The following is a 12,885-nucleotide window of genomic DNA, read 5'->3' on the forward strand; positions in this document are numbered from 1 at the left end:
TTTAAAAATCCCAAAAGAACCTTCTCCTCATGGAGAGAAAGTTCTATTGAAAATTATTTACTTCACATGACTTGCCAATTCTTTTTGAGCTTTCTCGTTTGACTCAGTCTTTTCTTTCAACCATTTTTCACGAGCTTTTTCATACTCTTCTTTGGTGATTGCTTTTTCACCAACTTCAGTGTACTTCAAGTATCCTGAATTTTCACCTTTAAGGCCGGCTACTGAATATGAAGAGCTAAATGGTAGAACTTTTGAAACATATGAAACGGCTGTTTCTTTAGGAGAAGCCATTACTGGAATTGTCAAAGCATTATCAGTCAACCAAGCTTGTGCCACCGCGTATTTTTCATAACGTTTTTGAACATCTTGGTTTTCGCTGTTTGCGTCATCAAGTAATTTTCCATAGTCAGCTAAACCAAGTTTGCTTACTACTGATGCATCTGTGTTTTGGTCAATACCAAGGTAAAGACGAGTGCTTCCTCCCTTAAGGACGAATTGATCCAAGAAAGTAGAAGGATCTTGATAGTCAGGGTTCCATCCTAGCAAGGTATGGATATCCCAGTCTTGCTCTTTAGCTGTTGGAGCGCTAAATGAAATTGGTAAAGCTTCTGCTTGAGTCATTTGTTGTAAGTCTACAACAACATTATCTGAACCCAATACTTTTTCAATTGATTGTTTCAATGATTGAACACGGTTTACAACCGCTGTTGATTCTTGGATAACCAAGGCATCCAAGTGGATTGGGAATTCAACACCTTCAGCTTGTAGGCTTGATTTTGCTTTAGCAAAGACTTCTTTCGCTTTTTCTTCATTGTAAAGGCCATTTTGAGAATCTGCTAGAGACACGTTTGACCAAGTAGAAGAATTTGTCTTAGCCAAGCTATCTTGTACCAATTCACCAAATGTTTTCTTACCAACTTGAAGATTATAAGGTGCAAATGTATTACGGATGGCTACTGCAGCTCCATCAGTACCATTTGTTTGAGCTGAATAAGAATTGCGATCGACAGCAAAGTTCAAGGCTTGACGGAATTCCTTGTTTAGCAATGCTTTCTGAGTAGATGTCTTTTGGGCATCACTTGTTTTGGCAGTGTGGTTATAGGTTGTACGGCCATAGTTCAAGCTGACAGTTGCAACACCCGCTCCTGGTTCATTAAAGTAAATGTTATCTTTAAAGTCAGCTGCATATTTTTCATATGTAGAACTTGTAGGGAAGATACGAGCCTTGCTATATTGACCATCAGCAAAACCTTTGGCAATGACATCTTGGTCCTTACCATCCCAGAAAGTGAACTTAACGTTCTCAATTTTTACATTTTCTTTGTCCCAGTAAGCATCATTTTTAGCCATCTCGATAGATGATTTTGGAGTTACAGATTTTAAGACAAATGGACCGTTATAAAGAATAGAGTTAGCATCGGTTGGGGCACCAAAACCTTCCCCTTTTGAAGTTAAGAATTCTTCATTAACCGGCATCAAAACACCACTAGTGGTCTTGTCATTCCAGAAAGTTTCTGGCTGGTTCAAGGTATATTCTAGTGTTTGATCATCAAGCGCTTTTACTCCAACGGTTGAAAAATCGCTTGTTTCACCCTTGATATAGGGTTCTAATCCCTTAATAGAAGAGCTAACGATTGAAAGTCCTTTTGATTTTCCATCTACGGCATGTTTCAAACCAGTAACGAAGTCTTTAGCAGTTACAGGAGCGTATTCTTCTCCCTCTGCTGTAACCCATTTAGCATCCTTACGGATTTTATAGGTATAAGTCAAACCATCTTTTGAAACTGTCCATGATTCAGCAATAGAAGGAACCAAGTTACCATATTTATCATTAGCCAACAAACCATCTACAGCATTTGTTGTGACGAATGATGTTGAATCGATATTGCTGACGATATAATCCAAGGTTTCTGGATCTGTTTGATAAACATATTGGTAATCTTTTGCTAGTTTAGCATTATTCGAACTAGTGTTTGAACACGCAGCTAGAACTCCTGACGCTAATAAGGTAGCTCCCGCTACAGCAAGCACTTGACTTTTTTTCATTTATTTACTCCTCTTATAAATAAAGTATAGGTTATCATCAATTATATCATAGATTTCAAGAAAAGTAAACGAATTTTCAGAATATTTAGGCTTATTGATACAAAAAATCTGAAAAAGCTATTGACTGAAAATCATTTTCAAGGTATAATAATAAACGTTAAGGCGGTATAGCCAAGTGGTAAGGCACGGCTCTGCAAAAGCTTGATCGTCGGTTCAAATCCGTCTACCGCCTTCTTTAACTTGATTTATCAGGTTTCATTTAAACAGAAAGCCCAATTTAAAGGGCTTTTTTCTTTTTCCTTGAATAAATACGTATAACTTTAAAAAACTTTTGAGGCAAGTTTGGGGCTGAGTTTTTCGAGGACACAATTTCCTTTTGAAATCAACTGAAAAAAGCTTTGTCACGCCTGGTGACAAAAGCCTCTAGTTTACTCTGTTTCTTCTTCTATTTCAACTTCGGTAATTTGGACTTTTACCTTGGTAACACGTCCATTTTTCACCTTATCATTGGTTAGGATAAGTTGTTTGTTTTGGCTGACTAATTCATAACTGAGTCTCTCAGTCGTTGGAATGGTCCCAACTCCTGTCAAATAATAACCAGCGATGGTATCAACGTCATCACTTTCCAGTTCAACATCAAAGTAGTCATTAAAATCATTGAGATTCATGGTACCTTGAACAATATAAGTATCTTCTCCAATTTTATGAACTTCGATTTCAGCCTTATCTGTTTCGTCATCGATTTCCCCAACGATTTCCTCTAAGAGGTCTTCCAGGGTCACCAAACCAGCCATCCCACCGTATTCATCTAGCAAGATTGCCATTTGTCTTTGAGTATTGCGCAGTTCTTTTAATAAGTCATCCACAAAAATAGTTTCAGGAACAAAAAGTGGATCTTGTAAGATTTTCTTCCAAACAATATTGTCAAAACCGTCCACAAAGCCCGCATTAAGGAGACTCTTGGTGTGAATGATTCCAATCACGTTATCCTTGTCTCCATCATAGACAGGGATACGAGAATAATTTTGTTTTAAAATACTTTGGATGATGGTTTGACTATCATCCTGAATATCGACCATAAAGGCATCCGTTCGAGGAACCATGACTTCTCTGGCCATCAGTTCATCTAGTGAAAAAATCCCTTGTAACATCTCAATTTCGTCAGCATCTAGTGTTTCTTCACTATTTGTCAACATGTACTCAATTTCATCACGGGTCATTTTTTCGTCAGCATCGTCAAAGGTCATCGGAGTCAAGCGACTCAAGAGATTGGTAGATGCAGATAAGAGCCAAACAAAGGGACTAACTAGTTTCCCCAGCCCAATGATAACTGGCGCTGTACGAATCGCCAAGGCATCCTTTAGATTAAGAGCGATTCTCTTAGGGTATAATTCCCCAAAAACGATGGAAATATAAGTCAAAAATGCTAAAGATAGAAAACTTGCTACGGCATAAGCTGTTTCGCCATTTCCAAGCCAAGATGCAATTTCTCGTCCCAGAGTTTCTGCCAAACTCGCCCCTGATAAGATTGTAATCAGGGTAATCCCTACTTGAATGGTTGATAAAAAGTGGTTAGGATTTTCTAGTACCTTCAGCAGACGGATATAGCGTCTATCTCCTTCTTCTGCCTTTTGTTCAACCCGCGCACGATTTAGTGACACCATGGCCATTTCTGTGGCTGAGAAAAAGGCATTTAACACCGTCAAGATAAACAATAAAACAAATTGTAGCAACAAATTCTGACTACTTGGGTCTTCCATAGTTCTTCTCCTAAAATAGTATCTTATCCTTTATTATATCACAAAATATAATCCAGTACATATTATTTTTTCTCATACTCTTCGAAAATCTCTTTAAACCACGTCAGCTTCATCTGCAACCTCAAAGCTGTGATTTGAGTAACCTGCGGCTAGCTTCCTAGTTTGCACTTTGATTTTCATTGAGTAACAGTATCTATTGTAGCCCTGCTTAAACTAGTAAGAAAGAACTCCTATATCCACAAGTGACATAGGAGTTTATTTTGTATTTTACTGAGTAACAGTCACTTCTCCAGTTCGGTAATCCAGTTGAAGTCCCTTTTGAACATTGGGAACTAGAACATTAAATTCCAATTCTCCGTCTGAAGACTTGGCTTCAATCTGTGAAGCTGAAGGAACTAAATCCTCATTCGAAGCGTAGTAAAGGGTTACACGGTAACGGACACGCTTGTTTTTATCCAAGGCCTTACGTACCAGGCTTTCATAGTAGTTTTGACCAGTCGAATCCTCGGCTTGCGCCTGATTTGCCCAGGCCGTTTGAACAGCAATGTTTTTAGGATTGCTTGTCGAGGCATCAAAACCATCCAAGCCACCGATTAAGGCATAGCCTAACAAGTGACCTCTATCGACCGCATGGGTATAAGTACCCTTTAGATTCTTAACCTGATGCCAGCCTGGAGGAGTCCATGAAGTCGAACCATTCCCAGTTTCTTCACGATTCTTGTACTGACGAGTAGCCTTAGACAAGAGGGCATTTGCTACGGTTGGCACTGTTTCCTTGCCCACTGTCTTTGTTTTATTATCAGCGTAGGGCTTACTTGAAACCTTGGCATCTAGATTTGTTTTATTACCATTGACGATAAAAGCACCTGATCCATTCCACTCAAGACTCCCTTTTATTTGGCTTTTGACTGCATCTGTTAAGACACTTTCTGCCAATGCTTGACTAGGAGCTTCAGAAGCTTGTTTTTTCTGACTAACCTTTGTTTTAGGATTATTAGCTGTCGACTGCATCTGCTTGATATAATAGCTTCCCGCAGATAAAAGCAATAACACTAGCAGTCCGATCAGTGTCTGTCTTGTTTTTTTATCCATTTTTCTCCTTATCTCTAGAAAAAGACTGGTTCTCCAGCCTAATTTCCTGTAAATTTATGAATCAATTCCTGCCATTTTGCTGGAGACAGGATAGCCCATGGATCTTGACCCTTGCCCAAGATTCCATAACCTACCATTAAGCCGATACCTAGGGCTAGAGCACCTAAAAACAGTACCAAAATGACTAGAAGTAAACGCTTGATTACGTAGCTTGATTTCTTATTCATCTTCATCACTTGCCTCAATCCGCTGAATCTTAGCACCTAGCTGTGCCAACTTCTCATGGAAACGGTAGTAACCTCTATCCAAGTGAACCAATTTACCAACTACAGTTTCTCCTTGTGCTACCAAACCTGTCAAAATCAAGGCTGCACTGGCACGAAGGTCAGTTGAAAGAACTTCTGCCCCCTGCAAAGGTTGACCACCAACAATACGAGCTGTATCACGGATAATCTCAGAGTGCAAGCCCATGCGACGCATTTCTTCTAGATGTTGGAAACGATTTTCAAATACCGTCTCCACCATAGTTGATTCCCCTTTTGCGACGGTCATCAAGGCTGTAAATTGGGCCTGCATATCTGTTGGAAAACCTGGGTGGGGCAAGGTTTTCACATGAACAGCTTTTAGATTTTTTAGTTGAGAGCGAACTCGAATCCCTTCAGTTTCCTCTGTCACTTCCACTCCCATTTCAAGCAACTTGGCAATCAAGGGACGGTTGTGCTCCCAGACAGCATCTTTAATCAAGACATCACCACCAGTCATGGCAGCAGCTACCATAAAGGTTCCTGCTTCGATACGGTCTTGGACTACATTGTGAGTCGTACCATGAAGTTTCTCAACACCGGTAATGGTAATGGTCTCTGTACCAGCACCCTTAACCTTAGCTCCCATTTCATTGAGGAGAATGGCTAGGTCAACAATCTCAGGCTCACGCGCAGCATTTTCAATCACTGTCACCCCATCAGCTAGAGTTGCTGCCATCATCAAGTTCTGCGTAGCGCCAACACTTGGGAAGTCCATGTAGATATGAGCTCCATGTAAGCGATCAGCCTTGGCTTCAATATAACCAGCTGTCTGACTAATCTTAGCCCCCATAGCTTCTAGACCTTTCAAATGAAGATCAATAGGACGGCTACCAATCGTACAACCACCTGGCATGGATACCTTAGCATGACCTACACGGGCAAGAATTGGTCCCAAGACAACGATGGATGCGCGCATCTTGCTGACATACTTGTAAGGGGCTTCCTCAGTGATATCACCAGTCGCATCCACCTCGACAAGATGAGCTTCTTCATTAAAATCCACCTTGGCATTCAAACCACGAACCACCTGATTCATGGTGAAAACATCTGACAAGATAGGAACGTTCTGCAAGACGGTCTTTCCTTCACTTGCTAGAATAGTCGCTGCCAACAAAGGCAAGACTGCATTCTTTGCTCCTTCGATCGTAACACTTCCTACCAGACGATTATCGCCACCTTGAACCACAATTTTTTCCATACTTATTTCCTTTACTCTTGATTTTATAATAATCCTCTAAGCGCTTCTTGCCACAACTGATACAGGCTGATAAAGAAAGAACTCATGATGTAGCCCATTACAATGCTGAAAAGAGCTATCAATAAACGAACTTTTCTAGTATTCTCAGCTGTCACTTTTAAAACCTTTTCCCATCTAACAAGATCCTTTAAAAGGTAAAAACTCACATAAATAAAGAGCATATGACTGCTTAGAGTGAATAATAATTGAACCATTTGACTATTATACCATCTTCTCTGTTTGTGCGCTAGTTTGGAAACTTCACTTAAAAATTAGGGATTGTTTTTCAAGTAATCAATTGCATCTTGTAGGGTTTTAACTGGCACAATTTTCATATCTGTCTTGATTGTTTTAGCAGCTTCTAGGGCTGTTTGGTAGTTGTTTTTCGCATCTGGATGCGCTTTTTGTTCTTCTTCGCTAACAGGGTTATCCGGGGCAAAGAAAATAGCAGCACCTTCTCTAGTCGAAGCAACAACTTTCTTATCAATACCTCCAATGTCCCCCACATTCCCATCGCGGTCAATGGTTCCTGTACCGGCAACGATACGGCCATTACGAAGGTCAGGGTCAGCTATTTGGGTATAGATGGCCAGACTAAACATGAGACCTGCACTTGGACCACCGATACCAGCTGTTGAAAAGCGAATTGGGACATCACTGGTCACTTCCGTACGGTCAATCAAACCGATTCCAATCCCATTTTTGCCATTTTCCAAGGTGATAATCTTACCTTCTGCAGACTTGGTTTGCCCATCCTCTTCATAGGTGACCTTGACGGAGTCCCCTAGTTTTTGAGAATTGACATAATCAATCAAATCTTTGGAACTATCAAAGGTCTGATCATTGACTGCTGTGACCGTATCAGAGATGTTAAGAATCCCTTTAAAGGTCGAATTATCCGTCACAGTCAAAACATAAACCCCAAGATATTTGAGTTCGATATCTTTACCAGCTGTTTTTAGCCCTTGATACTTGGCCATGTTTTGCGATGTTTGCATGTAGAATTGATTGATCCGCATAAATTCAACATCGGAAGAGCCACCTGTAGTCTCCTGAGCACTACGAATATCTGTAAAAGGCGTCAACCATGCATAAATCATATGAGCTAAAGTGGCATGTTGGACACCAACCGTAACGAATTGATAGGCACCAGCTTCCTTATCTTCTGTGTCATTGACTTTAAGGACTTGGCGAATATCTTCCGAACCACCTGGAACCTCTATATAATAGGGCAAGGGCACTACAAATGCCAAGAAAGTCACAATTAAGGCCGCAATGACATATAAGGGCCATCTAATCTTTTTTTTCATTTCTTATTTCCTCCAAAATACTCTCAGGAACATAGCAAGCAATATCCTGACCAAACTTCAAAAGCTCTCTAACACCGGATGAACTGAGATAGAGATGTTCAGGTCGACTATGTAAATAAATGGTCTCTATGTCAGGAGACAGCTGATGGTTGTAGTAATCAAAACTGGCTTCATATTGCAAATCCGACGCATTTCTCAAGCCTCGAACTAAGAAAGTAGCCCCCAGTCTTTTTGCGACATTAACCACCAATTCATCATGAGAAGACACAACTTCAACATTTTCCAAATGTTTCAAAGCCTTTTCTAGCCCTCGTTTACGATTTTCAAGAGGGAGAAATCCTTGTTTGTGGGGATTAAAAAAAATACCTACATAGAGCTTATCAAAAAGTTTGCTAGCCCGTTCAATGATATCCAGATGCCCATTTGTCATCGGATCAAATGAGCCTGTGAATAAGCCAATCTTATCTGACATAGACTGTCACCTTACTAATTCCATAAATCTTTTCCTTCCAGATACCAAGACAGGCAATTTCTTCTGGAAGTTCAACGGTCTTATCCGTCTCACACACGACCATGACATCTTCAGAAAAAAGCTCCCTCTCAGCCATTTTTTCAATATCTGCTACGATTTGTTCCTTGGCATAAGGAGGGTCTAAGAAAATGAGGTCGAATTCCCCAGATACCTGTTCCAATGCCCTTTCTGCATCCATCTTGAGGAATTGAAATTTTCCAACTTCCTTGGTCATCTGAATATTTTCAGCCACGATGGCCTGAGCCTTACGGTCTCGCTCCACCAAAACAGCACTGGACATGCCACGCGATACTGCCTCGATAGATAAACCACCACTACCTGCATAAAGGTCCAAGACTCGTCCACCTTCAAAGTAGGGACCAATCATGTTAAAAATAGCTCCCCTAACCTTATCCGAAGTAGGTCTTGTCGTCTTTCCTTCTAGTGTCTTGAGGGGACGTCCCCCATAGATTCCTGATACGATTTTCATACCGTTTATTATACCAAATTATAGGCAAAAAGAGAAAGAAAACCGAACCTTGCGGTTCGATTCTCTACAAAATATTTTCGTAAGTATCGCGGACTTCTTGAGGCCAAACACTTGTTTGCACTTCTCCGATGTGTTTCTTGCGAAGTAGGAACATGGCCATACGAGATTGTCCAATTCCCCCACCGATTGTCAATGGGAATAGGCCGTTCAACAAAGCCTTGTGCCATTCCAATTCTAAACGGTCTTCATCACCTGTGATTTTCACCTGACGGCGAAGAGTTTCTTCATCCACACGGATTCCCATAGAAGACAACTCAAAGGCTCCCCCCAGAGACTCATTCCAAACAAGAATATCGCCATTCAGACCCTTGTAGCCATTTTCAGACTCACTTGTCCAGTCATCATAGTCTGGTGCACGTCCATCGTGCGGTTTACCGTCTGGTAATTCACCACCGATACCGATCAAGAAGACTGCTCCAAATTCTTTACAGATAGCATTTTCACGCTCTTTTGGTGTCAAGTCTGGGTAGCGTTCTACCAACTCTTCTGTGTGGATAAAAGTGATTTGTTTTGGCAAGATTGATTCGATGTCATAGCGGGCTTCAACAGCTAGCTCAGTAAGACGAATAGCCTTATAAATCTTCTCAACGGTTTCTTTTAGATAAGCGAGGTTACGCTTACCATTTGGGATAACCTTCTCCCAGTCCCACTGGTCAACATAAACAGAGTGGGTCGCATCCAGCGAATCTTCGTCTGGACGAAGGGCCTTCATGTGGACGAAGAGACCTTCACCCTCACCGAAACCAAAACGAGCCAAGGTATGGCGTTTCCATTTAGCAAGAGAGTGCACCACTTCATAAGTAGCATCAGGAATTTGAAGAACCTTGACCGATACGGCATTCTCAACACCTGATAAGTTGTCCTGCATCCCGTCACCGACTCTGCTCAAGATAGGACCTTGAACTTCGACAACTTCTAGTTTATCTTTCAAATACTGGGTAAAAGTGTTTTTGACAAAGGAAATTTCTTCTTGTTGATGGATAAAACTTTTCTTCATAAACTACTCCTCAAAAAATTAATTAAAAGCATTATACACCTATTTTCAAGAAAAGAAAAGAGCAAATATAAAAAAATCAGTGCTCCTTCGAACACTGATGTTAGGAACCTTCTAGTCATTGCGACCAAAGATACGTAGAATACTTAGGAAAAGATTGATAAAATCAAGATAGATACTGAGAGCCATTGACACAACCCAACCTGTCGCTACACGACCTTGTGATTGCTCATATGCATAGCGAATTCTTTGGTTGTCCCAAGCAATCAGACCAGAGAAGACCAAGACCATGGCTACACTAATCATATAATCAAAGAAACCGCTAGCCAAGAAAATATTGACTATCATAGCAATCAACAGACCGATAAGGGCAGCCATCATAGCCCGACCAATCCCGCTCAAATCTTTCTTGGTGAACATACCGACTGCCGCCATGACAAAGAAGAGAAGGGCGCTCGATACAAAGGCAGATAAAACTGTCCCTGGAGTATAGAAGGCCACCACAAAACTGAGTGTAAAGCCGTTTAAAACGGAGTAAAGTAAAAATACTGGAAGAGCCGCTGGACTATTCTTTGAAGCCATACTGCTGGCAACAAAGACTAGGGCTAACTCTGCAAAGGTTGCAATGGTCAACCAGAGACGTCCCTGCATCAAAAAGTAAACTAACTGAGATTGAAAGACCGTCAACATAAGACCTGATACTAAAGCGGATAATCCAATCCCCAGACCAACAAAGGCATAAACCTTAGCGTAAAATTGATTGAGACCTGCGCGGTCATGAATAATAGTGTGATTCATCTTTTCTCCTTTTCTATGAACCTCTTTCCTTGATTATAACAAAGAAAGTTAAAATTAGCTTAAATGGAAAATTAAAATACCAGCTGCAACGGCAACATTCAAACTCTCCGCCTGCCCCTTCATACTAATATGGACCAATTGATCTGCACTTTCAGCCATGAGGGGACTAATTCCTTGACCCTCATTTCCCATGACTAGTACAAAATTTTCTATAGGGGACAGTTCTCTGTAATCAACAGAATCTTTAGATAGGGTTGTTGCCAACACTGGGATACCTGCCTCTTTAGCTTCCTCAAGCAGTGCTTGACTAGCCATACGATAAATGGGCAGATGGAAATGACTGCCTTGCATGGAACGCAAGGTCTTGAGACTGTAGATATCTGCCGACTTATCTGAAACAATCACTCCAGTAAAACCTGCTGCATCCGCAGTCCGAATGATCGTTCCCACATTACCAGGATCTTGCACATCTTCCAAAAACAAGAACTTGCCCTGACTCAAATCAGCTTGTCCTACTTCTTCTTTTTGAACCACGGCAACGATTCCCTGTGGAGTCTGAGAATCCGCCAAATCTAGCAGAATATCCTCTGACACCCAGACAATTTGCGGAAAAGCAGATAACTGATCTCTATAACTTTCTAGGGCAAAAATTTTCTCAATCGTCACTCCAGCTTGAACAGTTTCTTCAAACAAGTGCCAACCTTCAATCAAATAAGTAGACTTACGGTATTTTTTTTGGTGTAATTTCTTGGCATTTTTTACCACAGAATTGGCTTTTGAGGTTATAATAGTCATAGAAATATTATAACACAATCAAAGGGGTTTGGTATGCAAAAGGTTAGAATGATTGCCCAAGGCAGGGTGCAGGGAGTCGGCTTTCGTTGGGGTGTTTACAGCTTGGCTCTCGAAATCGGTGGCATCACAGGTCGAGTCTGGAATAACGACGATGGCACAGTGGAAATCTTAGCCCAAGCAGACTCATCTGCTACCATGGCAAAATTTATCCAAGAAATCCGGAAAGGACCGACGCCTTTTTCAAAAGTCAGCTACTTAGATGTCAAACTGAGCAACTTTCCTCCCTATCCTGACTTTAAAATCGCAAATTAGGTCTCTAGAACTATTGTATATTTTGTAAAAAAACAGTAGAATAGAAAGGTATAATTTTTAAAGAAGGAATAAAAACAGTGAAATCTATTAAACGTTTTGCACTCTCAGCTATGGGAGTGGCTATGTTGCTAGTCTTGACTGGCTGTGTTAGAGTCGATAAAGCCACAGGAAAGCCAATAGGATTTATTTGGAATACTATCGGAGCGCCTATGGCTGAAGCTATCAAGTACTTCGCTACTGATCAAGGTCTAGGCTTTGGTGTCGCTATCATCATCGTAACCATTATCGTGCGCTTGATTATCTTGCCACTTGGTATCTACCAATCATGGAAGGCAACGCTTCACTCTGAAAAGATGAACGCCCTCAAGCACGTCCTTGAGCCACACCAAACACGTCTCAAGGAAGCGACTACTCAAGAAGAAAAACTCGAAGCCCAACAAGCTCTCTTTGCCGCTCAAAAAGAACACGGCATCAGCATGTTTGGTGGTGTAGGATGTTTCCCTATCCTCCTTCAAATGCCTTTCTTCTCAGCTATCTACTTTGCTGCCCAACATACTGAAGGGGTTGCTCAAGCAAGCTACCTAGGCATTCCTCTAGGTTCTCCAAGTATGATTTTGGTTGCCTGCGCAGGTGTCCTTTACTATCTTCAATCGCTCCTTTCACTTCACGGAGTAGAAGACGAAACGCAAAGAGAACAAATCAAGAAAATGGCTTACGTGAGCCCAATCACGATTGTTGTCTTCTCCCTCATTTCACCAGCCAGTGTCACACTTTACTGGGTTGTCGGTGGTTTCATGATGATTCTCCAACAGTTTATCGTCAACTATATCGTTCGTCCAAAACTTCGCAAAAAAGTCCGTGAAGAACTGGCAAAGAACCCACCAAAAGCAAGTACTTTCTCTACACCAAGTGGACGAAAAGACGTTACCCCTGGACAACCAACTGCTATCACAAGCAAGAAAAAACATAAAAATCGCAACGCTGGAAAACAACGTTCGAGATAAGGCTACGTAAATTATCCAATAATTAAAAAAACGAATGAATGATAAATAGTTTTCATCAACTAGATATCATCATTCGTTTTTATTATCTACCGTTACATCTTATACTAATCGAAAACGTTAAATAGTTTAAAAGCTCACATATAAAAAACTATTCAATCATAAATTAACAAG

14 protein-coding genes and 1 tRNA gene are annotated in these 12,885 nt (G+C 40.9%); 3 read left to right on the top strand and 12 right to left on the bottom strand.

What is annotated here, in order from left to right; translation table 11 throughout:
• Nucleotides 1-57 precede the first annotated feature (57 nt).
• Complete coding sequence (locus QM818_RS04795; RefSeq protein ID WP_414299982.1) at nt 58-2,046, bottom strand: peptide ABC transporter substrate-binding protein; 1,989 nt, start codon at nt 2,044-2,046, stop codon at nt 58-60.
• A gap of 161 nt (nt 2,047-2,207) precedes the next feature.
• Between QM818_RS04795 and QM818_RS04800 the strand changes: the two genes are divergently transcribed.
• A tRNA-Cys gene (locus QM818_RS04800) sits at nt 2,208-2,278 on the top strand.
• A 196-nt stretch (nt 2,279-2,474) separates the two neighbouring features.
• Here the strand turns inward: QM818_RS04800 and QM818_RS04805 are convergent.
• From QM818_RS04805 to QM818_RS04855, 11 genes are all read right to left on the bottom strand, one after another.
• Nucleotides 2,475-3,806, bottom strand: coding sequence for a hemolysin family protein (locus tag QM818_RS04805; RefSeq protein ID WP_020903091.1), 1,332 nt, complete (start codon nt 3,804-3,806; stop codon nt 2,475-2,477).
• Nucleotides 3,807-4,073: 267 nt separating this feature from the next.
• The gene (gene endA, locus QM818_RS04810) at nt 4,074-4,898 is read right to left on the bottom strand and encodes a DNA-entry nuclease EndA (RefSeq protein WP_414299983.1); all 825 of its coding nucleotides are present in this window, start codon (nt 4,896-4,898) and stop codon (nt 4,074-4,076) included.
• A 38-nt stretch (nt 4,899-4,936) separates the two neighbouring features.
• Nucleotides 4,937-5,125 (bottom strand): DNA-directed RNA polymerase subunit beta, encoded by a 189-nt coding sequence (locus tag QM818_RS04815; protein WP_004241151.1) that lies wholly within the window; start codon nt 5,123-5,125, stop codon nt 4,937-4,939.
• The gene (gene murA / locus QM818_RS04820; RefSeq protein WP_261080873.1) at nt 5,118-6,401 is read right to left on the bottom strand and encodes a UDP-N-acetylglucosamine 1-carboxyvinyltransferase; all 1,284 of its coding nucleotides are present in this window, start codon (nt 6,399-6,401) and stop codon (nt 5,118-5,120) included. Before murA ends, QM818_RS04815 begins: the two co-directional genes overlap by 8 nt.
• 23 nt (nt 6,402-6,424) lie before the next feature.
• On the bottom strand, nt 6,425-6,655 hold the full coding sequence (locus QM818_RS04825) for a DUF1146 family protein (RefSeq protein ID WP_063612229.1): 231 nt from the start codon (nt 6,653-6,655) through the stop codon (nt 6,425-6,427).
• A gap of 57 nt (nt 6,656-6,712) precedes the next feature.
• Nucleotides 6,713-7,750: a SepM family pheromone-processing serine protease gene (locus QM818_RS04830; protein WP_261080872.1), complete on the bottom strand. Its 1,038-nt coding sequence runs from the start codon at nt 7,748-7,750 to the stop codon at nt 6,713-6,715.
• Nucleotides 7,734-8,222: a pantetheine-phosphate adenylyltransferase gene (gene coaD, locus QM818_RS04835; RefSeq protein ID WP_033687315.1), complete on the bottom strand. Its 489-nt coding sequence runs from the start codon at nt 8,220-8,222 to the stop codon at nt 7,734-7,736. Before coaD ends, QM818_RS04830 begins: the two co-directional genes overlap by 17 nt.
• A complete protein-coding gene (gene rsmD / locus QM818_RS04840) occupies nt 8,212-8,751 on the bottom strand; it encodes a 16S rRNA (guanine(966)-N(2))-methyltransferase RsmD (RefSeq protein WP_261080871.1) in 540 nt (179 codons plus the stop codon). Before rsmD ends, coaD begins: the two co-directional genes overlap by 11 nt.
• A 64-nt stretch (nt 8,752-8,815) precedes the next feature.
• Nucleotides 8,816-9,808, bottom strand: coding sequence for an aspartate--ammonia ligase (gene asnA, locus QM818_RS04845; protein WP_261080870.1), 993 nt, complete (start codon nt 9,806-9,808; stop codon nt 8,816-8,818).
• 111 nt (nt 9,809-9,919) lie between these two features.
• Nucleotides 9,920-10,603 carry a Bax inhibitor-1/YccA family protein gene (locus QM818_RS04850; RefSeq protein WP_247932232.1) on the bottom strand — a complete coding sequence of 228 codons (684 nt, stop codon included), beginning with the start codon at nt 10,601-10,603 and terminating at the stop codon, nt 9,920-9,922.
• 54 nt (nt 10,604-10,657) lie between these two features.
• Entirely contained in the window at nt 10,658-11,398 is a 741-nt protein-coding gene (locus QM818_RS04855) for a TrmH family RNA methyltransferase (RefSeq protein ID WP_414299984.1), read from the bottom strand.
• Between the two features lie 33 nt (nt 11,399-11,431).
• On the opposite strand from QM818_RS04855, the gene QM818_RS04860 reads away from it, so the two are divergent.
• Complete coding sequence (locus QM818_RS04860) at nt 11,432-11,710, top strand: acylphosphatase (RefSeq protein ID WP_001174616.1); 279 nt, start codon at nt 11,432-11,434, stop codon at nt 11,708-11,710.
• Between the two features lie 77 nt (nt 11,711-11,787).
• The gene (gene yidC, locus QM818_RS04865) at nt 11,788-12,714 is read left to right on the top strand and encodes a membrane protein insertase YidC (protein WP_020901995.1); all 927 of its coding nucleotides are present in this window, start codon (nt 11,788-11,790) and stop codon (nt 12,712-12,714) included.
• Nucleotides 12,715-12,885 lie beyond the last annotated feature (171 nt).

The sequence above is a fragment of the Streptococcus mitis genome (assembly GCF_047464035.1).
GTDB lineage: Bacteria > Bacillota > Bacilli > Lactobacillales > Streptococcaceae > Streptococcus > Streptococcus mitis_DX.

Coding starts and splice junctions, on each gene's coding strand:
- QM818_RS04795 (WP_414299982.1), bottom strand. CDS start 2,046: ATGAAAAAAAGTCAAGTGCTTGCTGTAGCGGGAGCTACCTTATTAGCG.
- QM818_RS04805 (WP_020903091.1), bottom strand. CDS start 3,806: ATGGAAGACCCAAGTAGTCAGAATTTGTTGCTACAATTTGTTTTATTG.
- endA (WP_414299983.1), bottom strand. CDS start 4,898: ATGGATAAAAAAACAAGACAGACACTGATCGGACTGCTAGTGTTATTG.
- QM818_RS04815 (WP_004241151.1), bottom strand. CDS start 5,125: ATGAATAAGAAATCAAGCTACGTAATCAAGCGTTTACTTCTAGTCATT.
- murA (WP_261080873.1), bottom strand. CDS start 6,401: ATGGAAAAAATTGTGGTTCAAGGTGGCGATAATCGTCTGGTAGGAAGT.
- QM818_RS04825 (WP_063612229.1), bottom strand. CDS start 6,655: ATGGTTCAATTATTATTCACTCTAAGCAGTCATATGCTCTTTATTTAT.
- QM818_RS04830 (WP_261080872.1), bottom strand. CDS start 7,750: ATGAAAAAAAAGATTAGATGGCCCTTATATGTCATTGCGGCCTTAATT.
- coaD (WP_033687315.1), bottom strand. CDS start 8,222: ATGTCAGATAAGATTGGCTTATTCACAGGCTCATTTGATCCGATGACA.
- rsmD (WP_261080871.1), bottom strand. CDS start 8,751: ATGAAAATCGTATCAGGAATCTATGGGGGACGTCCCCTCAAGACACTA.
- asnA (WP_261080870.1), bottom strand. CDS start 9,808: ATGAAGAAAAGTTTTATCCATCAACAAGAAGAAATTTCCTTTGTCAAA.
- QM818_RS04850 (WP_247932232.1), bottom strand. CDS start 10,603: ATGAATCACACTATTATTCATGACCGCGCAGGTCTCAATCAATTTTAC.
- QM818_RS04855 (WP_414299984.1), bottom strand. CDS start 11,398: ATGACTATTATAACCTCAAAAGCCAATTCTGTGGTAAAAAATGCCAAG.
- QM818_RS04860 (WP_001174616.1), top strand. CDS start 11,432: ATGCAAAAGGTTAGAATGATTGCCCAAGGCAGGGTGCAGGGAGTCGGC.